Source organism: Verrucomicrobiia bacterium (assembly GCA_026414565.1).
Classification (GTDB): domain Bacteria; phylum Verrucomicrobiota; class Verrucomicrobiia; order Limisphaerales; family Fontisphaeraceae; genus Fontisphaera.
The window spans coordinates 17913-40665 of the sequence record JAOAIT010000053.1; the positions used below are offsets into that span (position 1 = coordinate 17913).

Below are 22753 nucleotides of genomic sequence, written 5' to 3' on the forward strand. Positions count from 1 at the left end.
CCCTATGTCGTACTCCCGAACCCTCAAAACGTTGGCGGCTGCCGCGGTATTAACCGCCTGGTCAGCCTCGGCTCAGGTGGCAGTGGTACCATTTACCCTGTACCATGTTGGAGACAACCCGGTAGGCTCCGTGGTGAGCAATGCCCCCAACCACATCACTCTATACGCGGGGGGCAATGACATTTGGGATATGCGCGACGATTTCACCTATCTCTACCTGCAAGTCACGGGGGATTTTGACATCAAAATCCGCGTGGCTTCCATGGAGGTGACCGCGCGCTGGCCCAAGGCGGGCATCATGGCGCGGCCTTCATTGGATGTGAGCAGCAAGATGGTGTTCTCCAAGGCCACGCCGTCGGGGCAGATAGTAGGCAACGATGGCAATCCGGCGAGCAACTGCGGCCAAAGCGTTGGGGTGGGCGACCTCTCGCTGATGTACCGCACATGGCGGGCGGGGGAGGCCGGCAATGGCGGTCAACATGAGGATCGCATTGTGCCGGGCGATGGGAATCATCCGACCTATCAATGGGTGCGCTTGCAACGGGTGGGCAGCGTGTTCCGCGGCTACGCCAGCAGCAATGGTGTGGATTGGGTGGGACCGCAGACGCAGGACACCTACAACTGGCCCAGCACGGTGGGTGGGGTGGACAATGATCCCTTCCCGTCCACGATTTACGTCGGCATTGCGGGCAGCCGCCACGGGTGCGCGGGTGAGACGGGGAACGCGACGGCCACGACGCAGATTTACGATAATCCCGCTGAGCCGGTGATGTTCACGGTGCAGCCGGCGCCGGTAAGTGTGATTACGCCGGGGAGCAGCGTGACGTTGCGGGCCGTGGCCATGGGATGGCCCGTCTATTTGCAATACCAATGGAAGTTAAACGGCGTGAATATTCCGGGGGCAACCAATACAGCTTACACCTTTACGGCGCCGGGAGCGGCTGATTCGACCAACGTTCTGACTTGTGTGGTGAGCAATACCTACAATGGCACGGTGGCCACCAGTGCGAATGCAGAGGTCCGGGCCACCAAGGGTCCGCGCATTGCGGCCGTGTCCAACCCTGGGTACGGGGTGCTGTTCATTGATTTCAACCGTCCCCTGGCCAACAGCCAGAAAGTGAATGATGCGGTGGCGTTGATTCCGCAATATTGCTACCTTTTCTCCAATGCTCCGCCCAATCAGGTGGCCGTGATTGGCGCTCCGGGCAATGCCCCTGCCGCCTTTACGACGGTTTCATTGGTCAACAATCGGACGCGGGTGATTCTCAACTATGTGAACTACAACCTCGCGATTGGGCATCCTTACTTCGTCGAATTCGACCCGACGGTGGGCATTGATTTGGAGGACAATGATGGCAACAACATGTTCTCCAACATGAGCTATGATGATTTGCGCAGCCCGATCTTCACGCGGTCGGTGGGGCAGATGCAGGCCATTGGGGCCCGTGCTAATGTGGGTTTGCGGGGCATTGTGGTTTCCTTCAATCAATCGGTGGCGGGTGACTTGGCCAATGCGCAAAACCCGGCCAATTACACGGTCAACAACGGGGTGACGGTCATTGAGGCCACCATGATGCCGAACGGCACCAACGTGCTGTTGTACACCAGCATGCAGGATCCGGTGAGTTCGTACACGGTGACGGTGCGCAATATTGCGGACATGAGCCAGACAACGCTCAATTTCAGCACGCCCATATCCGTTCCGGGTTATGTGCTGAGCAAGCGTTACCTTGGCGATCGGAGCCTGTCGGACTTGAGAACGTATGCCGCGGCCAATCCACCGGCTGCCGCCAATTTCGTGCCGTATTTTGACTACCCGGACGACGGACTGGATTACTTCCAGGCGATCATCACCGGCTGGATTGTGCCGGCCAGTTCCGGCAACTATCGTTTCTACCTGGCCAGCGACGATGATGCGGAAGTGTATCTGAGTCCGGATGACAATCCGGCCAACAAGACCATGATCGCCAACCTGTACGGCTGGTGCTGGTATCGCGCGTATGGGGTGTGGCAGACGGCGCAAGGCAGCGGGCCTTATCCCAGTGCCCGTTCCGCCCCGGTGCAGTTGTATCGTGGCATGGCTTATGCCGCGGAAGTGATGTTCCGTGACGGCACGGGAGGCGGGCACGTGTCCGTGGGGTATAGCACGGGAGATGTGACGCCGACCGGGCCAATCCAAGGGGCGGAAGTGGTTTATGGCGCCCAACCGGGCGGGCCGACGACGTTGACGATCAACCAGCAACCACAAAGTGCCACCCAGTATGCCGGCCTGCGGGTAACGTTCACCTTTGGGGTGACCGGCGCCAATCCTGCCGGGCCGATTGTCTATCAATGGCAAAGTGGTGGAATGGGAGCGTGGACCAACATCCCAGGAGCGAATGCGGCCACTTATCAGACGCCGGTGCTGTCAATGGCTGACAATGGAAAGCAGTACCGGTGCTTGGCCGTGAATGTGGGAGGATCGCTGGCGCAGGTAATCAGCGCGGTGGCGACGCTGACCGTGCAGGAGGATACTATCGCGCCCGTGTTAGTGTCGGCGGAAGCGTACCAAGGTTACCGCAAGGTACGCGTGACTTTCAGCGAGCCGGTGGAGCCGACCTCGGCGGAGAACCTGGCCAACTACGCCATTAGCGGTGGGATTACGGTCCTAAGCGCGACCCGGACGGGTGATGGTTCGGTGGTGATTTTGGACACCTCCCCGCAGGATATTGCGACCCAGTACACGCTGACGGTCAATAACGTGGACGACTTCTCGCCGTTGAGCGGGGCCATTGCGCCCAACTCCACGGCGACATTCACCAGCTTCATGCTGATCCCCGGCAAGGTGAAAGATGAAGCCTTCACCGGGATTGGGGGCAGTGGGATCAATGATTTGAAGAACAACAGCAAGTACATCAATAATCAGCCAGACACCGTGGGATACCGGGCTGGTTTTGATGTGCCCGATGAAGGGATGGATAACTATGGGCGCCGGTTGTCGGCCTTCATCATTCCGCCCACCAACGGCAACTATCGTTTCTACATGGCCAGCGATGATGATTCCGAGTTTTACTTAAGCTCGGATGACAATCCGGCCAACAAAACGATGCGCGCGAGCCTGTATGGTTGGACAGACTACCGGGCTTATGATGTGTGGACAACCGCCCGCGGTGGCGGCACCTATCCGAGCGCCCGCTCCGAGGCCATAACGCTTGAGGGGGGCAAACTTTACTATGCCGAGGCGATTATGAAGGAAGGCGGCGGCGGGGACCACATTGCGGTGGCGATGGCCCCCGAGGGGTCGCAACCGGGCAATGGCAGCCCTGGCATGATTGGGTGGGGCTTGTTCCCGGTGACTGCCGGGGCTACAACGGTCACCATCACGACCCAGCCGCAGAACACCACGGGTTACGAGAACGCGCGGGCTACCTTTACCTGCGTGGCCCAGGGCAGCAATCCCAATCAGGTGGGTTACCAGTGGCAGGTGCGCCGTGGCGGGCAATGGCTCATGATTCCAGGGGCCACCTCTTCCACGTATCAAACGCCGGTGCTGACGGTGGCTGACAGTGGCACCCAGTACCGCTGCCTGGTCTATAATCCGGGCGGCAACATGGCGCAGAGAGTCAGCTCGGTGGCCACCTTGACAGTGCTGGTGGACACCGTGGCGCCGACAGTGGAAACGGTGAGTGCCACGCCGTTGCCCAACAAGGTGTTTGTGCGCTTCTCGGAGATGGTGCCCTATGGGTGGGACAGCACCAGCGCTTACACGTTGATTGATGGGGCGAATAGTTACAACCCGGTGGAGGTGGTGGATTTGGGAGACACCACCGGCTTCATCCTGACGTTCAGCGGAGTGACCCTCAATGCGAATCAGGAGTATTCGCTGCGCGTGGAAAGCGTTTATGATCAGGGATTTAACCTGATTAATACCACCACGGTTACATTCCGGGGCTGGTATTCACGGCCGGGCTTTGTACAACGGCAAGTCTTCACGGGTAACTCGAGTGCTGCCAACAGCTTCCCGATTATCACCAATAACGTGAAGTTCCCTTATTTCCCGGATTCGGTGACGATGCTATCGGTGGCCAATTCGCCGAAGAATTATGGGGATTATTACAGCATTCGGATGATTGGCTATTTCATCCCGCCGGAAACGGCAGTGTATAACTTCCGGGCGGAAGCGGATGACTCGGCCTGGTTGATGATGAGCCTGAGTCCGGTCAACCCAGTTAATCCGGCCAACATTGCCACGGTCATCCGGTTGGAGGGCGGATGCGCCGCCTGCAATGAACCGGGCAACTGGAGCGGGCCGGTGCCCTTGGTGGGCGGAGTGCCGTATTACTTCGAGGTGTTGATGCAGGAAGGCGGTGGCGGAGACTATCTGAGCCTGGCCTTCCGCAACAATGCCAGCTTCCAGACGGCGCCGGGGATGTTCCGCGACACGGACAACCAGGGTAATTTCACCAATGGGTGGATTGCCTGGGCATTGGTGCCTGATTACAAGTACTTTGATTTGCAACCGGCCAACATCTCTGTGCCGGACAGCTATCCGGGCACGCTGGTGGCGGCGGTGCATCCTTATGCGCAACCGGCCACCTACCAGTGGCAGCGGCTCAACGGAGGGGTGTGGCAGAGCCTGGCAGGGGCCACCAACGCCTCCTACACCAAGGCCATGCGGCCGTCCACGGATCAGGGGGCCCAGTACCGATGCATTGCCACCTTTGTGGATGGGACCACTGCGACCAGTGCGGTGGCGACGGTGACGGTGTTGGCTGATACTGTACCGCCCTTCGTAACTTACGTGAGCGGTTCGCAGAACTATCAGCAGATCATGTTGCGCTTCAGCGAGCGCATGAATGCCGCCTCTGTGGCTACGGGTACTTACACCCTGACCGACAGTATGAACAATGTGGTGCCGGTGCTCGGGGCAACCTTGATGCCGGACGCGTTGACGGCGGTCATCACCACCACCCCGCAAAATCCGGGGCAGGTCTATACCCTGACGATGAACAACGTCCGGGACGACAGCGAAAATCTCAATGCCCTCAGTCCGAACGTCGTCACGTACACGAACGCGGTGTATGCCGATGGCATCTACCTGCGCCGGTATGACGGCTTTGGCGGGACTACGTTGTCGGCGTTGACGAACAACGTGAACTTCCCGAACAACCCCGCCTTCCGCACCATCTTGGGCGATGCCAATTATCGTCCCAACCTGGATAATTACGGGGCCTTGATGTCGGGTGTGTTTGTGCCGCCAACCACGGGGAACTACAAATTCTGGCTGCGCAACGACGATGACGCGGGGATGTTTTTGGGCACCACCATTGATTACGCCAGCCGTCAGTTTGTGGCCTTCCGCGCCTGCTGCAACGACGGTTGGAATGACGGGGCCAACTCCCTGCCGAATGATCAGGCGGTGAAGTTCCTCATCGCGGGATTCCCTTATTACTGGGAAGCCATGGTCAAGGAAGGCGGTGGCGGTGACTACCTGGAGGTGGGATATACTGTTAATAACCTGGGTGGCGGGGCGGCGGTGCGCATCCCGCGCACCATGGTGTACCAGTATGGATTCATCAATCCGGCGATCACCATCACGACCCAGCCGCAGAGCGTGACCACCAACATCGGAGCAACCGTGACGTTGTCGGTGGCGGTCAGTGGCGGTTCGCCGTTCTACACGCTGTATCAGTGGCAGCGCAACGGAGTGAACATCCCGGGCGCCCGCAATGCCACCTATACCACGCCGGTGTTAAACTACCTGGACAACGGCGCGCAATATCGGTGCTTGATTGTGCGCTCGGATGGCGCTCAGGTGTCGCAGACGGCGGTGATTACGGTGACGCCGACGGAGACCACTCCGCTGGGATTGGTTCGCGGGCACAGCCTCAACGGCAAGGTGGTGGGCTTGGTGTTTAATGACGCGGTGGCCATCGGCTCGCTGACCAACTTGTCGCAAATCCAGATCATTAATCCGGGTTCGCCGGTGGGCATGCGTCCGGTGACAGGGCCGGGTGATGTGGTGACCGGCTTCTGGGGGACGTGGCCGGGCAATGAGCATCCGGGGCTGGCCGTGGATGGCTTGCTGCGGACGAAGTATCTGAACTTCGGCAAGCTGAACACCGGCTTTACGGTGCAACTTGGTGCCGGGGCTAAAGTGGTGCAGGCGATTCGCTTCACGTCGGCCAACGACGCGCCGGAGCGTGATCCGGTGGACTTCATCCTGGAAGGCTCGAACGACGGATTCACGTGGACGGTAATTACCAACTCCCCGTTGGCGCCATTCCAATCCCGCGGCTGGTCGCAGTTGGTGCCGATACCCAACAATACGGCATACGCTTATTACAAGGTAACGTTCCCGAATGTGGCCAACGCTGCCGCGGCCAACTCGATGCAAATCGGGGAAGTGGAGTTGCTGGAGCAGCCCACCTTTGTCTCGGTGGCCAGCGCTGTGGTGAACCGCGGCGAATCCAATGTGCTGGTACTGAACTTGACTGCGCCCATCAACGGACCCTTCCAGGTGTTGGTGAGTGGTCTGGCTGACCTGAACGGCAATTTCATGTCGCCGACGGCGGTCTTGGTGACCCCACGCGGGTTAATGCATGCCAACTCCAGTGAGATGGTGGCGGGTGATGCCAACAACCCCAATGCCAACTGGCCGGGGACTTACGGTTGGAACGCCATGGCTGATGAAAACACCATCCAGGCGTGGGTGGCTGGCTCGGACATTTGGGGCAGCTATGACGCCATGAACTTCACCTATCGTGAAGTCGTAGGCGACTTTGAGGCCACGGTGCGCATCCTTGGCCTTCGCAATGCTGCCAACTGGAGCAAGGCCGGCCTGATGGCGCGGCCGGGCTTGGCGGCACACGAACGTCAGCGCGCCATTCTGGCGACGCCGGCGTATGATACCGGCCTGGCTCGTGGTGAGAACGCCATCCAGATGACGTACCGCGATGGGTTTGGCGGCGGCTCAACGGAAGCGCTGCGCACGTACCCGACGGGTGGGCGCACGGGTGTGCCGCCGTTGCCATATCCGAATGTGTGGGTGAAGCTGGTGCGCTCCAACGGCAACTTCTATGCCTTCCATAGCCTGGACGGCAACACGTGGGTGGCCAACGGACAGTACACGGACAACCTGCCGAGCCTGCTCAATGTGGGTCTGGCCTCCTCGGCCGTGAACAACAGCGATTACACGATCGCCACGTATCGCGACTTCCAGATCAAGTTGGTGGTCTCGGCGCCGCTGGTGGCGACTGCGCCCGCGGTGGATGAGGACTCCATGGGTGCAATCAACATACCGGGCTACCGGGCTGGAGCCACCTATGAGATTGTGTCCGGGCCGGCGCATGGTCAGGTGATCTGGCAGGGCAACCAGTTCATCTACATCCCTGATCCGAACTTTAACGGTATGGACAGTTTCACTTACCGGGCGATTCTGAACGGGGTGGCTTCTGATGTGTTCACGATGAATGTGCCGGTGACGATTGTGGAGGATCCGGCGACCCGTCCGTACGCCTTCACCAACAACCTGCCGGTGGCCATGGGCGCGCCGCCGCGCGCGGTGGTGACGGCGGACTTTGTGAAGGACAACAAGCTGGATCTGGCGGTGGCCATCCCGGCCAGCAACGTGGTGGCCCTGCTGAAGGGCAACGGCAAGGGTGACTTCACCAACCGGTTTGACCTGGTGGTGGGCAACAACCCGATTGCGCTGACGCTGGGCGACTTCAACTACGACCGCCGTCCGGATTTGGCGGTGTTGTGTGCGGGCGACCGCGTGGTGCAGATCTGGCAGAATAACGGGGTGAACGATCTGGCCACGGCCCTGACGCTGGTGACCAACATCCCGCTGAGCGGCAATAATCCGGTGGCGTTCATTGCTGCTGACCTGAACAAGGATCTGTTCGTGGATCTGGCAGTGGTGGATGCGGGCAACGGCAGCAACCCGGGGACGGTGGAAGTCTTCTTCCACCAGCGGATGGTGTATGCGCCGGTCTTTGATTCCACCAACATCGTGGAAGTGGGCCGCTCGCCGAGCGCGATTGCCGCGGGCCTGCTGGGCACGCCGACGGCGCTGGACAAGCCTGACTTGGTGGTGGCCAACGCCGGTGATGACAATGTCAGCATTGTCACGCTGGTGGGGACTTCTCTGGCGGTGGTGACCAACCTGCCGGTGGGTGACATGCCGGTGGCCGTGGGCGTGGTGGACATCAACCTCGACAAGCTGCCGGACATCTTGGTGGCCAACATGAATTCGGACGACATCACCGTCTGGACCAACGCCTCCAACCCGAAGGTGCGCAATGACATGCGCTTTGCCCCGGCGGGCAGCTTTGGGGTGGGGATGGCTGCGGGCTTCCAGCCGCGTGACCTGGCCTTTGGCGACTACAACAACGACAAGCAGGTGGATGTGGCCATCGCTTTGATGGGCGCCGATGCGGTGCTGGTGATGCATGGCAACGGTCTCAAGAGCGTGACCAATACCCTGCCGGTGCTGAACTTCTACTGGGGTGATCCGGGTATGATCAGCGACGTGGAGGACATGCCGGTGTCCCTGGCGGCTGGCGATTACAACGCCGACAAACTGCCAGACCTGGCGGTGGCCAACTGGGGCACGGCAAATCTGTCCATCCTGCTGAACAACTGGGCGCCGAAGGCATACAACCAGAAGCTGGTGTTCATCGAGGATGTGCCGACCAACATTGTGTTGGGCGGCAGCTACGGCCCGCTGGATTACTACATCACGGTGTGGCCGACCAATGGCGTGCTCGATCCGAGCAACGCGCTGGGCTACCTCAATCTCACCACCAATCCAGTGTTGAAATACACGCCGCTCACCAACCGCTTCGGGCGCGACCTCATCAAGTACTATGTGTCTGACGGGGTCAAGACCTCGAAGTTGGCGACCCTGAGCATCAATATCCTGCCGGTGAATGATCGTCCGGTTATTCAGACGGCGGTGGGCAACATGGGCACGGTGGAGGTGCCGGAAGACATCCCGGTGAAGTGGACCAACTTCATCACCTATGCTTGGGCCGGGCCGTGGGGTGAGGAGAAGCAGCTTTTGAGCTACTTCTTCAAGCCGGCGGATCCGACGCTGTTCAAGGGCAAGGCCGGCCTGCCGCGGATTGCCACCACCAACCTGACCCTGTTCTTCACGCCGACAAACAACGTCTTCGGTGAGACGCTGGTGGAGTTGTGGGCCAAGGACAGTGGCCGGGTGAAGACCAACAATCCTGATTTGCGGCCTTACGGCGAGCAGGATACGACGGTGACGCAGGTGTTCATCATCCGCATCACCAATGTGAACGATGCGCCGGTGTTTGTGAATCCGCTGGCGCTCAATGCCCGCACCATTCTGGAGGATGAGAGCGTGACCTGGACGTTTAATGTGCGGGACCTCGACAGCGACATCAACAGTCTCACGGTGAGCCTGTTGTCCACCAACACCGCGCTGGTGAATCCGGCCAATCCGGCGCATTGGAGCTACACCAAGTCGCTGGTGCCCGGGACCAACCTGTACGAGGTGCAGTTGACGGTCACGCCGGCGCCGGACGCCTACGGGCGCACGCTGTTGACCGTGGTTCTGAGTGACGGCACCAATACATCCTCGCGTACGGTGGGCCTGATTGTTCAGCCGGTGAATGACAAGCCCAACTTCGTGCTGACGCGGACGAGTCTGGACATCAACAGCACGGCCGGGCACTGGAGCACGAATGTGGTGGTGGACATTGCCGCCTCCACGCCGCTGCTGGGTCCGGATAACGAGGTGAATCCTCCGGCTCCGCTGGCGCCGCAGAGGTTCCAGCAGTTCCGGGTGCAGGTGAGTGACGCTACGCCGTTTGTCTCAGCCCCCACCATCAATCCGCTGACGGGCGGGCTGGTTATCCGCACCAAACCGACCAGCGCCTCGCTGACGGTTACGCTGACCATCACGGCGGTGGACAGCGGCGGTACGCTCAACGGCGGGGTCAACACCAGTGACCCGCAAACCTTCACGTTGCGAATTAATCCGTAACGGTTGCACTTCAGAAAACGGCGGACGGGAAACCGTCCGCCGTTTTTTCTTTTTCGGGCGGGGGTTTTTTCTAAAATCCCGTCATGCCATTGACTGTTCAGGGTTTGCTGTCCAACGAGGAACTGCGCCTTCATGAATTTCCTGTGGCCGCCCGGAAGGTGTTTCTTGCTCATGCCGCGGTATCGCCGTTGCCGCGCCGGGTGGCGGAGGCGATGGCTGAGGCGTCAAAGGCGGGGATGTCGGATGATCAGGAGGCGGTGGTGGGGTATGAGGTCATTCATCAAACCCGCCAGCGGGCCGCAGAGCTCCTGGGGGCGGCAACCGAGGAGATTGCGCTGGTGGGGCCTACCTCACTGGCCTTGAGTTTTGTGGCGGGTGGTTTGCCGTTGCGGCGGGGCGACAATATCGTTGTTTATTTTGACGATTACCCTGCCAACGTGTATCCATGGATGACACTGGCGGAAAAAGGGGTCCAAGTACGCTTCCTCAACACGCGCGGCCTTGGGCGTATTCGCCCGGTGGACGTCATGGGCCAGGTGGATGAGTCCACACGGCTGGTCGCGCTAGCCTCATGTCACTTTGTTTCCGGTTGGCGGGTGGAGATTGAGGCTTTGGGGCGCCAATTGCGGGAGCGCGGCATCTGGTTTTGCGTGGATGCCATTCAGACCCTCGGTGCCTTCCCCTTAAAGGTGGCCAACAGCGTGGATTTTCTGGCCGCAGATGCACATAAATGGCTGCTGGGCCCGTCCGGGGCCGGCCTGCTTTATGTCCGGCGTGAGTGCCAGGGATTGCTCCGGCCCATCGTTTTCGGCTGGCACAATGTCCGCTGCCCGGACTTCATCGCCCAGGAAAAGATGGAATTTCGCCCGGATGCGCGCCGGTATGAAGTGGGCACGGTCAACCTGGCAGGCATTGTGGGTTTGAACGCGGCCCTGGGTTTGCTGTTGGAATTGGGGGTGGAAAACATTGCGGCGGAACTGCTGCGCAAGCGTGCCTGGCTGGTGCCGGAGCTGTTGCGCGCGGGCTGGCAGGTCTTGCATGCTGATGCATCTGAAGTCAATGCCGGCGGCATTCTTACTTTGTCTCGGGATGATACCAACCTGGCGGAATGGCATGCCCGCCTGGCGCGGGAAGGATTTGTCACCTCGCTCAGGGCGGATCGCTCGCGCCGGCAATACTTGCGTCTTTCCCCCCATTTCTACAACACGGATACTGAACTGCAGCGGCTGGTGGAAATCCTCAAAGCCTGATCATGTCTGTTGCCCGCCTCACCATCCTGGTGGAGAATTCCACCCATCAGCCCGGCTTGCAGGCCGAGCACGGTTGGAGCGTATGGATTGAGTGGGGGGATCAAGCGTTTCTTTTTGACACCGGGCAGAGTGGTATGTGGTTGAACAATGCGCGCCAACTCAAAGTCCCTCTCTCCAGGCTGGGAGGGGTGATGCTCAGCCATGGCCATTATGATCACACCAGCGGGCTGGCGGCCCTGGGGGCGCTGGCGGAGGAAATGCCAGTTTATTTGCATCCCGATGCGTTTGCGCCCAAATACTCGGTGCCGGCCGGCGCATCACCGCGGTATATTGGCATGCCCCAAGCCTCCCGTGACTGGCTGCAACAACAAGGCGCACGGGTGAAAACGGTGCATACTGCCCTTGAGGTGGCGCCGGGTTTGTGGTTGAGCGGTCCCATTCCCCGCCAGAACACCTTTGAAGACGTGGGCGGCCCGTTTTATTTGGATGCGGAGGGGCGATGCCCTGACCCCCTTTGGGACGATATGGCTTTGGGGATGATGACCCGGGAGGGGCTGGTGGTCTTACTGGGATGTGCTCATGCCGGCGTGGTGAATACCTTGGCCCATTTTCGTTCACTGCTGGGGAGTCCGCCCGTGTATGCCGTTGTGGGCGGCATGCACCTTTTGCAGGCGTCCGCTGAACGATTGACAGCCACCATGGAGGCTCTGGAGCAATATCAGGTGCGGCGTCTGGGGGTGGGGCATTGCACCGGCTTTGTGGCGGCGGTGGCCCTGAGCCATCGGTTTTCGGGCCGTTGTTTTGTGCCCGCGGCGGGCACCCGGCTGGAATTTCCTCTGCCTTGACGAGCAACCATGAAAAGCGCCCTGATGACGTGGTGGAGAGGCCGGAATTGCCGGTGGTTTCTTCCGCTGATGTTGCCTTGTGTGTGCGTGAACCTGTTGGCGGCGGTGGTGGAGGGGCAGGTTTTTCTACGCGGCACACCTCCGCCGGAAGTGCCGGTGGATTTGACCCAATTCCCCGATTGCCGGAGTGTCCGCCAGGCACCGCTGACCACGCGGCATTACGTGGCGGGCACCAACGGTGGTCTGGCCAATGTTTTTGTGTTCATTCGGGAAGGTTTGCAGGGGCGGAGCTTTGCAGTGTCCACCCAGGAAGTGGTGCTGGATCAGTACGAGTGCGGTTTTCATCCATATGTGCTGGGAGTCCAAACCGGCCAGGTTTTACGCATTAAGAATTCTGAGCCTTACCTGGAAACGGTGCATGCTGTGGCCCTGACCAACAAAGGCTTCAACATCGCCCAGCCGCCGAATACCAGTGCCCGGTTCAAGTTCGACAAGCAGGAAATATTGCTGCGCATCAAGTGCGAGATTCATCCGTGGGAATTTGCCTATGTGGGTGTGGTGGAGCACCCTTTCTTTGCGGTGACCGATGCTCGTGGAAGCTTCCGCCTGCCGGAGGGACTGCCGCCCGGTGAATATACGGTGGAAGCCGTGCACCAAAAACTGGGCAAGCAGTCCCAAACCATAAAAGTCCAGGAGGGACAAACGGTGTTGCTGAAGTTCGAATTTCACTCGCCTTACAAGGCGACTCCCTAGGGGGCAGGCGGGGCGGTGAGGGCTTTAGGCTCGGCCAATAAATATTCCACGCGCGTGAGTGCTTCCAGCGGTACGCGCTCCAGCGCCGCCGGCAACAGACAAAAATCTCCGGCTTGCAGTTCCACCGCTGTTTGCCCGCCACCCGCCCGCAGGCGGCCCTGGATGACTCCCAGAACTTGCGCGGCGCCAAAGCGCAGGTAGAACCGTTGGCCGCGCCGCACACGGCAGGCATTGACCATAAAAACCGGGTCGTCCACCAGATAGCGCACGGCCACGGAGGCGCTGCGCGAATAGCGGGAGGCAATCAACGATGGCTCCACGTCGGCAAAGTCAATGCAGGCCAGGGATTCTTTGACGTGCAGTTCGCGGGGGCGTCCATCCAATCCCGGCCGGTTCCAATCAAACACCCGGTAGGTGGTGTCGCTGTTCTGCTGGATTTCAAAAAGCACGCAGCCGGCGCCCAGCGCATGCAGGCGGCCGCTGGGTAGAAACATTGCGTCGCCCGCCTGCACGGGGAGCCGGTGGACGCATTCCGCTGCAGTGCCTGCAGCGAGGTGGCGGGCGAAGTCTTCCCGGGACACGCCCTTTTTCAAGCCGGCATAAATACAGGCGCCTGGCTGGCACTCGGTGAAGTACCACATCTCGGTTTTGGGTTCGCCCCCCAGGGCGGCGGCTTGGCTGGGTGGTGGATGCACCTGTAGAGACAGGACATCCTGGGCGTCCAGGATTTTCACGAGCAAAGGGAATCTGCCTTGAGGGGCAGGGGAGGCGGCGCCCAGGATTTCGGCGGCGTGATGTTCCATCAGCCAGCGCAAATCGCGGCCGGCCAGCGGACCATTGGCGATGACGCTGGCCTCTCCGGGGCGGTCACTGATTTCCCAAGATTCACCGATGGGCACATGGGGGGGAAGGGCTTTACGGTACAGCCGTTCCAGATTGCGCCCACCCCAAACCCGCTCTTTGAAGCGCGGTTGGAACAGCAGGGGATAAAAGCAGCTCATGGCCAATTATTCATAACGCAGGGCCTGGATGGGGTCGAGGCGGGAGGCCTTGAAGGCAGGAATGAGGCCGGCAATGATGCCGACGGCCACGCTGAAACCGAGCGCCAGAGCCATGGCACCCGTGGTAATGACTGGCGCGTTGGCCTGCGGGGTAAGGTGCTCCAGAAGGGCCACCAGTCCCCAGGCCGCTGCCAGACCGGCGGCGCCCCCGAGCACGGAGATAACCGCGCTTTCCACCAGGATTTGGGCGAAGATGGCGAAAGTCGTGGCCCCGATGGCCTTACGCAAACCGATTTCGCGCACGCGCTCAGTGATGCTGGCGAGCATGATGTTCATGATGCCAATGCCACCGACCAGCAGGCTGATGGCGGCGATGAAGCCGCCGCTCAGCCGGGCGTTTTTGATGGTGCGGTTGATGTTTTCCACGTTGTTTTCCTGGGTTTGAAAGGAGAAATCTTCAATGCCGCGGTGAGTCATCATCAGCACATTGCGGGCCTGCTGCAGGGCGGCGTCCATGCGATTCAGGCTGGCCACCTTGATGTCAATGTCCGACAGGCGCGGGTCAGGCACGCTGCCGGTGCCTGCGGAGGCCTTGAAGCGGAGCCACATGGTGTTTAGCGGAATGTAAGCGGTATAATTTTTACGCTGAAAAGCCCAGTTGGGGCGGCCAAAACCGCGGCGGCGCTCCACCATGGTTTTCTTTTCCTCCAGGCGGCCCTGTTCTTTGAGTTCGCGTTTCTTTTTCTCCAATTCGCTTTCGTAATGTTGCAACATGCCCACGATGATGAAGGGCTGATTATTGACGAAAATGGTTTCGCCCAGCGGGATGATTTCCCGGCCCACCTCTTCGGGGGAGCCGAACAATTCGTTGCGGATGCCGGTGCCAATAACAATCACATTGCGCGCCTCTTCTTCGTCCAGGTCGCTGAAGAAGCGGCCGTGCTCCAGCACGTGCAAATTCATTTCCAAAACCTCGCGCCATACACCCACCAGCTCGCTGGGGCGCACCGATTTGCCGCCGCGGGTGAGGATGGCATCGAACAGGGCCATTTCCGGGGAAACGACGCGCACGAGAGGAGCGCTGCGTTTGAGGGCCTGAACATCGGTGATGGTACGGCCGGGGGCCTGGTCCGCCTTGTGTTCCTGTTCGGGCGGCACGTCCTGTTCACGGGTAAGGACCTTGTCCAGTCCCCCCATCGCCATGAGGGCCTCTTTCATGCCGTTTTCCATGCCTTTGATGGTGGCGGACATCGCCACCAAGCTGGAAACTCCGAGCACAATCCCCAACATGGTGAGAAAGGAGCGGAACTTGTGCGCCCAAATCTCCTTAAACCCCACCAGGATGGCATTCAAAAGAAACATGCGTCGTGATCCTCCGCCGGGCTGCCTCGGCCCCGGTTATTTGCTGAGCTTGCGTCCGGCCTTTTTGGTTTTTGCCCGTCGCCTGGATGGCCGGGGCTGACCGGCGCTCAAGGCGCTCGCATAAACTTGACGCACCGGAATGCCGTTTTCTTCAGCCATTTGACGGCAGCTCTCAAATTCCGGCGCGGCATGAAGCAGCTCCCCGCCCAGCCAGCCTTGTTTGACCCGGACTTTGCCCCAGGGAGTTTCCACGTCAGCGAAGTTGCGCCGTAATTTGCGGCGGGAGCACAAATGAAAGCGCACGCCAAAGGCAGAAGTTTCGCGCAGGATCATCGCCATGAAGGCATCGGCTTGTGGTGGCGGGCAAAGCAGGGTCAACAGCACGCCCGGGCGGTTTTTCTTCATGGTGACGGGCGTGTAAAATACTTCCAAGGCTCCTTGATTCAGGGCTTTTTCCACGAAATGGCCCAGGATTTCGGGGTTCAAGTCGTCCACGTTGGTTTCGAGGACGGCCACCTGATCTGTTTCCCAATCCAAGGCCGGTTGGTGTTCGCCCACGGCGCCTTCTCCCAGGATCATGCGGACACAGTTGGGGCGGGTGTGCAATTGGCGGGTGCCAAGCCCGTAACCGGTTTGCGTTATCCTCATGGCAGGCATGGGGCCAAAGTGCTCTGCCAGTTCCGCCAGGATGGCCGCCCCGGTGGGCGTGAGCATCTCGTGCGGTTCCTCGCATTGTTCCAGGGAAACGCCGCGGGCAGCCAGGATTTCAAGCGTTGCCGGGGCGGGGACGGGGAAGCGTCCGTGTGCACATTCCACCCAGCCACGGCCTTCAACGACGGGGGAGGCGAAGATTCGGGGGCGGCCCAGCAACTCCAGCCCGATGCAACCTCCCACAATGTCCACAATGGAATCCACCGCTCCCACCTCGTGGAAATGCACCTTTTCGGGTGGCAGGCCGTGCACCTTGCCTTCCGCTTCGGCGATGCGGCGGAAGATGGCGACAGCCTTCTGGCGTACCCAAGGGGACAGGCGGGAGTGCTCGATCAAATCTTGAATTTGGGCAAATGTGCGCTCGTCGTGGTGATGGTGCGCATGGCTGGCGTGATGATGTCGCGCATGGGAATGCGCATGAGCGGATGAAGAGTGTTCCTCATGGGGATGATGATGATCCTCCAAATGCACATCCACCTTGATGCCGCGTATTTGCCAGGAGCTGCGCTCATGGGCATGCAGGTGGTATCCTTGGAGATTCAGTTTGGTCAGCTCTCGTTCGAGTTTGTCCAGGTCCACCCCCAAGGCCAGCAGCCCCCCCAGGAACATGTCGCCACTGAGGCCGCTTAAGAGGTCCAGATAAAGGATTTTCATGGTTATTCACCTGCTGCCAGAGCATTGATTTGGCTGGCGGCATAGCCCGCGCCGAAGCCGTTGTCAATATTGACCACCGTCACTCCGCTGCCACAACTGGTGAGCATGCCGAGCAGGGCGCTCAAGCCGCCCAGGTTGGCGCCGTAGCCCACGCTGGTGGGCACGGCAATAATGGGCCGGGCCACCAGCCCCGCCACCACACTGGGCAGGGCGCCTTCCATGCCCGCCACCACAATTAACACGTGCGCTTTTTGCAATTCCGCCAAGGGGCGCAACAGGCGATGCAGGCCGGCAACGCCAATATCATAGTAACGCTCGACCTGGTTGCCCATGATGCTGGCGGTGATGGCCGCTTCCTCGGCCACGGGCAGGTCGCTGGTACCGGCGGCCAGCACGGCGATGACGCCCGGGCGCTTGGGCAGGGGCTTTTTTTCAAAGGTCATGCAACGAGCGGTTTTGTGCCATACGGCCTTGGGCAATTTTCGCTTGACCGCCCGGACGTGAGCTTCGGTGATGCGGGTGATGAGCAGGCAGGATTCCTGCTGCGCCAGTCTGGCAGCAATGCCGGCCACCTGTTCGGGGGTTTTGCTTGCCCCGTAAATCACTTCGGGAAAACCTTTGCGCAAGCCCCGATGCGTGTCCACCTGGGCATAGCCCAAATCAGCAATGGGAGCGCGCTGAAAGGCGCGCAGGACCTCCTCGCGGGAAAGGCGGCCTGCCTGAAATTCGTCCAACAAGGTTGCTGCTTCTTTAGCCGTCATGCGCCTAAGTTTGCCTTGCCCTCAGGGGGACGGCAAATGGAATTGCGTCTTGAGGCGAACGGCCCGGGGGGCAGCCTTTATGAGGGGGCCCGGCCGCAAAGAAAGATTGCCAAAAGCGGGGGGCTTGGGGTATCAAGCCCTGCTCATGGGGAAGACGCAGGCCATAGATCATCTATCGGATGCCGCCTTGGAAATAATTGCATCGCGTTTTCGCATTTTGGGGGAGCCCACCCGATTGAAGTTGATTCATGTTTTGCGGCAGGGCCGGCGAACCGTGAACGAGCTTGTGTCTCTTACCGGCAAATCGCAGGCGCACGTTTCGCGTCAGCTCAAGGCCCTGGCCGATGCCGGCATCCTCAGCCGTCAGCGCGAGGGGGTGAGCGTCTATTATTCGATTGGGGATCCGGCCATTTTAGAATTGTGCCATCATGTTTGTGATGGGTTGGCGGGCGAGTTTGTGCGCCGAGGTCTGCCGGTGCCGGGCAAGCCCTCGATGGGGGGTACGGGAGCCAAGCTCCAGGAGCGTAATTGATTTGGGGCAAGGGCGCGCCGGGATGCCACACGCCCGGGGTGTGGCCGGCTCAAGGATCGAGGATTTCTATTATTACCGAGAGGGTCTTGCCCTTAAAAGTAAATGGCGGTGCATAAGCCCCCACCGCGCCATTTTCGTCGGCTCCCACTTGCAAACCATCCTGGGGCATGGCGGTGATCAATCCCTGGCTTTTTCCCGTTTTGGGTGGTTGTTGGCCCACGGTCAGGAGCATTTCACCTTTGTCGTTCAAGAGGGCGACCACTTCATGTTGCGCCGCTGCCGGGAGGGGCGCGCTGACGGTAGAACTGGCGCCCGCACGGTTGCGCACGGTGAAATGCACCTGACCTCCTTTAAGATACAAGCCGTAGCCCAGAGCATTACCGCCCTGCGCCACGATGACTCCCTCATCCTCGGGGCGGGCCTGAAATTGCGCAGTGATGCGAAATGCCTTTTTGGCAATGGCCGGGGCCTGGGCCCGCGTTAAAGAATCGCCCGCCTTCAGCAGGAATCGCTTTTCCTTGCTGCCTGGGGTGGTGTCTGTTTCGCCGATAGGTCTGGCACGCCAGGCTCCGAGCGGCAGGACATCGGCGCGTGCAGCCCAGGCGTCCCATGCCGCAGCCATGGTTTTGACTTTTGCCGGGTATTTGTCCGCCAGATTATTCATCTCAGTACGGTCCTGGTTCATGTCATACAGCTCCCAAGGCTGGTGTTCCGTGGCCACGAGTTTCCAGCGGCCCTCGCGAATGGCGCGGTTGCCCTCGTGTTCCCAAACAAGGGGATGGCTGCGTTGAATGGTTTTGCCGGTAAAGGCCGGGCGCAGGCTTGTGCCTTCCAGCGGGGTAATTTTCTGACCCTGGTATTCGGTGGGATAAACCACTCCCGCCACGTCCAAACAAGTGGCCATGATGTCCATCAACTGGCCCGGCTGTTTTTCCACCTTGCCGCGGCGGCTGGCGGGTATGCCGGCCGGCCAGTGCACGATGAGCGGGGTGGCGATGCCACCTTCATGCACCCAATGTTTATACTCGCGGAAAGGGGTGTTGCTTACATTGGCCCACTCGCCCCCATAGGCAACGTAAGTATCGGGCCCACCGGGCATAACACCGTAGCCCTGGCGCACCGGCCAGCCGTCCCGTGTTTGTTTGGGAATGCTGCCTTGCTGTGGGATATCCCTGCCCATGGGGGGTAGCGTAGGTTGGGCGGCGCGTGGCGTGGCGTTGGTGCCGCGTCCCACATTTTCCGCGCAGGCACCGTTGTCTTGCAAATACATCATGAGGGTGTTGTGCCACTGACCGGTTTCCCGCAAGGCCTCCAGCAAACGCCCGATGCCCTGATCCATGCAGTCCACCATGGCGGCATAAACCTCCATGCAGCGCGCCTCAAAAGCCCGGTCCGGTACCTTGCTCCAGTCTCCCGCCAACGGTACCGGGGACCATTTTCTTTCCACCACACCGAGTTGTTGTTGCTTCTGCCAGCGCGCCTGCCGGATGGCCGCGTAGCCGCCGTCATAACGTCCGCGATATTTGGCGATATCGGACTCTTTGGCGTGCATTGGCCAGTGTGCCGCAGTATAGGCGACATAGAGGAAAAAGGGTTGCTGGGGAGTTTGCCGCACGTGCTCGCGGACAAAACGCACGGCCTGATCACTGATGGCATCGGTATAATAATACACTTCGGGTTGGTATTCGGGATCGTTGAAAGCGGTAATGAGGCGGTTGTCGCGCACCAGGGCGCTGGGGTCCCAATAACTGCCGGCGCCGTGGATGGTCCCGTAAAAACGGTCAAAGCCGCGTTGCAACGGCCAGTTGCTGATGTCCTCCAATTCCCTGGCTGTGGTCCCGGGGGTGAGGTGCCATTTGCCCACGGCATAACTGCGGTAGCCGGCTGTTTTGAGGGCCTCGGCCAGCGTTACACAGCGGCGATTGAGCCGGCCCCGGTAACCCTCGTAGCCACGATCCTCCATCATGTGCCCCACGCCGGTTTGGTGAGGGTGCAGTCCGGTCAGCAGGGAGGCCCGCGTGGGACAGCAGCGGGCCGAGTTGTAGAACTGCGTGAAACGCAGTCCCTGGGCGGCCAGGCCGTCGAGATGAGGCGTGTTGATTTCGCTGCCGTAACAACCGATGTCGGAATACCCCATATCATCAGCCAGGATGATGATGATATTAGGGCGCGGAGGAGCGGCGGAAGGCCGGGCTGCCTGGGCGCAGAGAACCAGCCAAAGCCCAAATAGCAACCCTGCTGCCAGCCGGCACAACCAGAGCGGAACGCGGGATGTCAGCATAAACAGGACTGTGACCGGCTTGCATTCTACTGGCCGGGCTTGAGCAACTCAACTATTCCCGCAAGGGCCGGGGGCGGTCGGCGCGAATTACCTGCCAACCCTTTTCACTCGACTGCCCAAACGCGGCGGGCCAAATTATGTGCTGAATATGGACGATGTTTCCTGGTCACCGGGCGTGTTGCTGACGATTTATTGCGGGTTGATTTTGGGCAGCTCGCTCATTGGCGGCGCCGTTCCCTTGTGGATACGATTGACGCACACCCGCATGCAGGTGGCCACCAGTTTCGTTGCGGGATTGATGCTGGGGGTGGGGGTGTTACATCTGCTGCCCCACGCCTGGCATCAGATGGGCTCTGTGGATACCGTCATGCAGTGGATGCTGGGCGGCTTTTTATTGATGTTTTTTGTGCAACGCTTTTTGCACTTCCATCATCATGATGTGCCCGACGAAGACCCCGAGGCCTGTGGCAGTGCCATGGCTGAGGGGAAACCCGTGACGTTAAACCTGCGGCCCGGATCCTCAACCTCCCCCCCGGCATGTGATCACCACCATGATCATCATCCGCATCAACACACGCTGGCCGACAAATCGGCCCGGCAGCTTTCCTGGGGTGGCGCCGCCATCGGGTTGACCATTCACACCTTAATCAATGGCATGGCGCTGGCCGCCAGTGTGCGTGCCGAGACCAACGGCCACTACCACGCAGGCTTGGCCGGCCTGGCGACCTTTCTGGTCATTGTGTTGCACAAGCCCTTCGATGCGCTCACTATCACCACGCTGATGACGGCGGGAGGCTGGTCGCGGGCAGCCCGGCATGCGGCCAATGTGCTGTTTGCGCTGATGATTCCTTTGGGGGTGGGGTTGTTTTTCCTGGGCGCGAGTCAGGTGGCGGAAAATCATCCCGAGTATATTGGGGCGGCGCTGGCTTTGTCGGCGGGCACCTTTGTTTGCATCGCCGCCAGCGATTTGCTGCCTGAACTGCAATTCCACTCTCACGATCGCATCAAGCTTTCTCTGGCGATGGTGGCGGGTTTGGGGCTGGCATTTGTCATAGGGGCCTTTGAGGGGGGCGGCCATGGTCATGACCACGCGCATGAAGGCCACGACCAGCCTCCGCCGGCGGCGGTGCAAAAGCCGTAACTGATCTGCCGCTTTTTCCCGGCAGTCCTTTCATTAGAAGCTGCCTGCATTCGCAATTCCAACTTGCCTTCGGAGCCGTGAAAGGCCAGATTCTGGGGACGAAGGCCGGCCACACCGTCCGGGTGGCGGCCGGCGTGGTGGCGGAAGGGTGGCTCGAGTGGTTTAAGGCACCTGACTCGAAATCAGGCGTGCTGGGCAACCGGCACCGGGAGTTCGAATCTCCCCCCTTCCGCCAATTTGTTTTCTGATTTCCTGGTTTGTTGTGAGGAGAGGGGCGGGGGTTGATTATTTGCTAGAGCGTGGCGGCGGGTTGGTGTTGAATGGGGGGGATGTCGAGTCACACACATCCATTGACGACGACGGCATTTGAGCTGCCGGGGTATCGCGTGGTGCGGTCGTTGGGGGTGGTGCGCGGCATTGTGGTGCGCTCGCGCTCGATCGTGGGTAACATGGCCGCCAGCTTGCAAACCTTGATTGGGGGCAATATTTCGGTGTACACCAGCTTGTGCGAGCGCGCGCGGGCGGAGGCCTTTCAGCAGATGCTGGCGCATGCGGGCGAGCTGGGGGCCAACGCGGTGATTGGCGTGCGCTACGATGCCACGGAAATTGGGCCGGGCGTCACCGAGGTGTTGTGTTATGGGACGGCGGTTCATGTGGAGAGTGTCACGCCGGCGCCGCCGCCGGCGGGCGAATCGTACAAAGCGTAATTGATTTATGGCAGGCCATAGTAAATGGGCGAAGGTCAAACACTTCAAGGGCGCAATTGATGCGAAGCGCGGCAAGATTTTTGCCAAGTTGAGCAAGGAGATCAGCATTGCCGCCAAACTGGGCGGGGGCGATCCCGACATGAATCCGCGGCTGCGAATGGTGTTGCTGAAATGCCGCGCGGCCAACATGCCCAATGACAACATCGAGCGCGCCATCAAGCGCGGCACCGGACAGGGGGAGCCGGTCAATTATGAAGATTTGACGTACGAGATTTTTGCCCCCGGCGGCGTGGGCGTGCTGGTGGAAATCAGCACGGACAACCGCAACCGCACGGCGGCGGAAATCCGGAGTCTGGTGACCAAGCACGGAGGCTCCATGGCGTCCCAGGGAGCGGTGAGCCGGTTGTTTCAGCGCAAGGGGCAGATCATCGTGGCGCGCGAAACGGCGCCGGAGGATACGGTCATGGAAGTGGCCCTGGAGGCGGGAGCGGAGGATTTCAAGGCCTCCGAGGAAGGATATGAGATTTTGACGGATCCGGCCCATTTTGAGGCGGTGCACAAGGCACTGGAGGCCAAAGGAATCAAATGTGAGGCGGCAGAGGTGACGCAGTTGCCGCTGGTGCCCACCCCGGTCAACGCTCCGGAGGCGGTGGCCAGTTTGCAGAAGTTTGTGGAGGCCCTCGAAGATCACGACGATGTGAAGGAGGTCTATACCACTGCGGAGGTGTAACCCTGACCTGGCAGTGGGTGGGCCGGGG

13 protein-coding genes and 1 tRNA gene are annotated in these 22753 nt (G+C 60.2%); 9 read left to right on the plus strand and 5 right to left on the minus strand.

The genetic code is table 11. The annotated features are described in order from the left end of the window. Positions 1-4: 4 nt before the first annotated feature. From N3J91_12130 to N3J91_12145, 4 genes are all read left to right on the plus strand, one after another. Positions 5-9997 (plus strand): PA14 domain-containing protein, encoded by a 9993-nt coding sequence (locus tag N3J91_12130; GenBank protein MCX8157173.1) that lies wholly within the window; start codon positions 5-7, stop codon positions 9995-9997. 83 nt (positions 9998-10080) lie between these two features. Beyond that, complete coding sequence (locus N3J91_12135; GenBank protein ID MCX8157174.1) at positions 10081-11247, plus strand: aminotransferase class V-fold PLP-dependent enzyme; 1167 nt, start codon at positions 10081-10083, stop codon at positions 11245-11247. A 2-nt stretch (positions 11248-11249) separates the two neighbouring features. After that, positions 11250-12092 (plus strand): MBL fold metallo-hydrolase, encoded by an 843-nt coding sequence (locus tag N3J91_12140; GenBank protein MCX8157175.1) that lies wholly within the window; start codon positions 11250-11252, stop codon positions 12090-12092. A gap of 9 nt (positions 12093-12101) precedes the next feature. After that, positions 12102-12845, plus strand: a complete 744-nt coding sequence (locus N3J91_12145) for a carboxypeptidase regulatory-like domain-containing protein (GenBank protein ID MCX8157176.1) — start codon at positions 12102-12104, stop codon at positions 12843-12845. Here N3J91_12145 and N3J91_12150 read toward each other — a convergent pair. The 4 genes from N3J91_12150 to larB are packed head-to-tail and all read right to left on the minus strand — an operon-like array spanning position 12842 to position 17334. After that, complete coding sequence (locus N3J91_12150) at positions 12842-13846, minus strand: class I mannose-6-phosphate isomerase (GenBank protein ID MCX8157177.1); 1005 nt, start codon at positions 13844-13846, stop codon at positions 12842-12844. The genes N3J91_12145 and N3J91_12150 overlap by 4 nt on opposite strands. Positions 13847-13852: 6 nt before the next feature. Further along, the gene (locus tag N3J91_12155) at positions 13853-15208 is read right to left on the minus strand and encodes an ABC transporter permease (GenBank protein ID MCX8157178.1); all 1356 of its coding nucleotides are present in this window, start codon (positions 15206-15208) and stop codon (positions 13853-13855) included. Positions 15209-15244: 36 nt separating this feature from the next. Next, the gene (gene larC, locus N3J91_12160; protein MCX8157179.1) at positions 15245-16573 is read right to left on the minus strand and encodes a nickel pincer cofactor biosynthesis protein LarC; all 1329 of its coding nucleotides are present in this window, start codon (positions 16571-16573) and stop codon (positions 15245-15247) included. A gap of 2 nt (positions 16574-16575) precedes the next feature. Further along, complete coding sequence (larB, locus tag N3J91_12165) at positions 16576-17334, minus strand: nickel pincer cofactor biosynthesis protein LarB (GenBank protein MCX8157180.1); 759 nt, start codon at positions 17332-17334, stop codon at positions 16576-16578. Positions 17335-17479: 145 nt separating this feature from the next. Between larB and N3J91_12170 the strand changes: the two genes are divergently transcribed. After that, complete coding sequence (locus N3J91_12170; protein ID MCX8157181.1) at positions 17480-17866, plus strand: metalloregulator ArsR/SmtB family transcription factor; 387 nt, start codon at positions 17480-17482, stop codon at positions 17864-17866. A gap of 49 nt (positions 17867-17915) precedes the next feature. Here N3J91_12170 and N3J91_12175 read toward each other — a convergent pair whose 3' ends face one another. Further along, the gene (locus N3J91_12175) at positions 17916-20147 is read right to left on the minus strand and encodes an arylsulfatase (GenBank protein ID MCX8157182.1); all 2232 of its coding nucleotides are present in this window, start codon (positions 20145-20147) and stop codon (positions 17916-17918) included. Positions 20148-20295: 148 nt separating this feature from the next. On the opposite strand from N3J91_12175, the gene N3J91_12180 reads away from it, so the two are divergent. The 4 genes from N3J91_12180 to N3J91_12195 all read left to right on the plus strand — a co-directional run bounded on the left by N3J91_12180 (position 20296) and on the right by N3J91_12195 (position 22725). Then, the gene (locus N3J91_12180; GenBank protein MCX8157183.1) at positions 20296-21288 is read left to right on the plus strand and encodes a ZIP family metal transporter; all 993 of its coding nucleotides are present in this window, start codon (positions 20296-20298) and stop codon (positions 21286-21288) included. Between the two features lie 142 nt (positions 21289-21430). After that, positions 21431-21523, plus strand: a tRNA-Ser gene (locus N3J91_12185). Between the two features lie 94 nt (positions 21524-21617). Next, positions 21618-21995 (plus strand): YbjQ family protein, encoded by a 378-nt coding sequence (locus tag N3J91_12190; protein ID MCX8157184.1) that lies wholly within the window; start codon positions 21618-21620, stop codon positions 21993-21995. 7 nt (positions 21996-22002) lie between these two features. Further along, positions 22003-22725: a YebC/PmpR family DNA-binding transcriptional regulator gene (locus N3J91_12195; protein MCX8157185.1), complete on the plus strand. Its 723-nt coding sequence runs from the start codon at positions 22003-22005 to the stop codon at positions 22723-22725. The last annotated feature ends 28 nt before the right edge of the window (positions 22726-22753 follow it).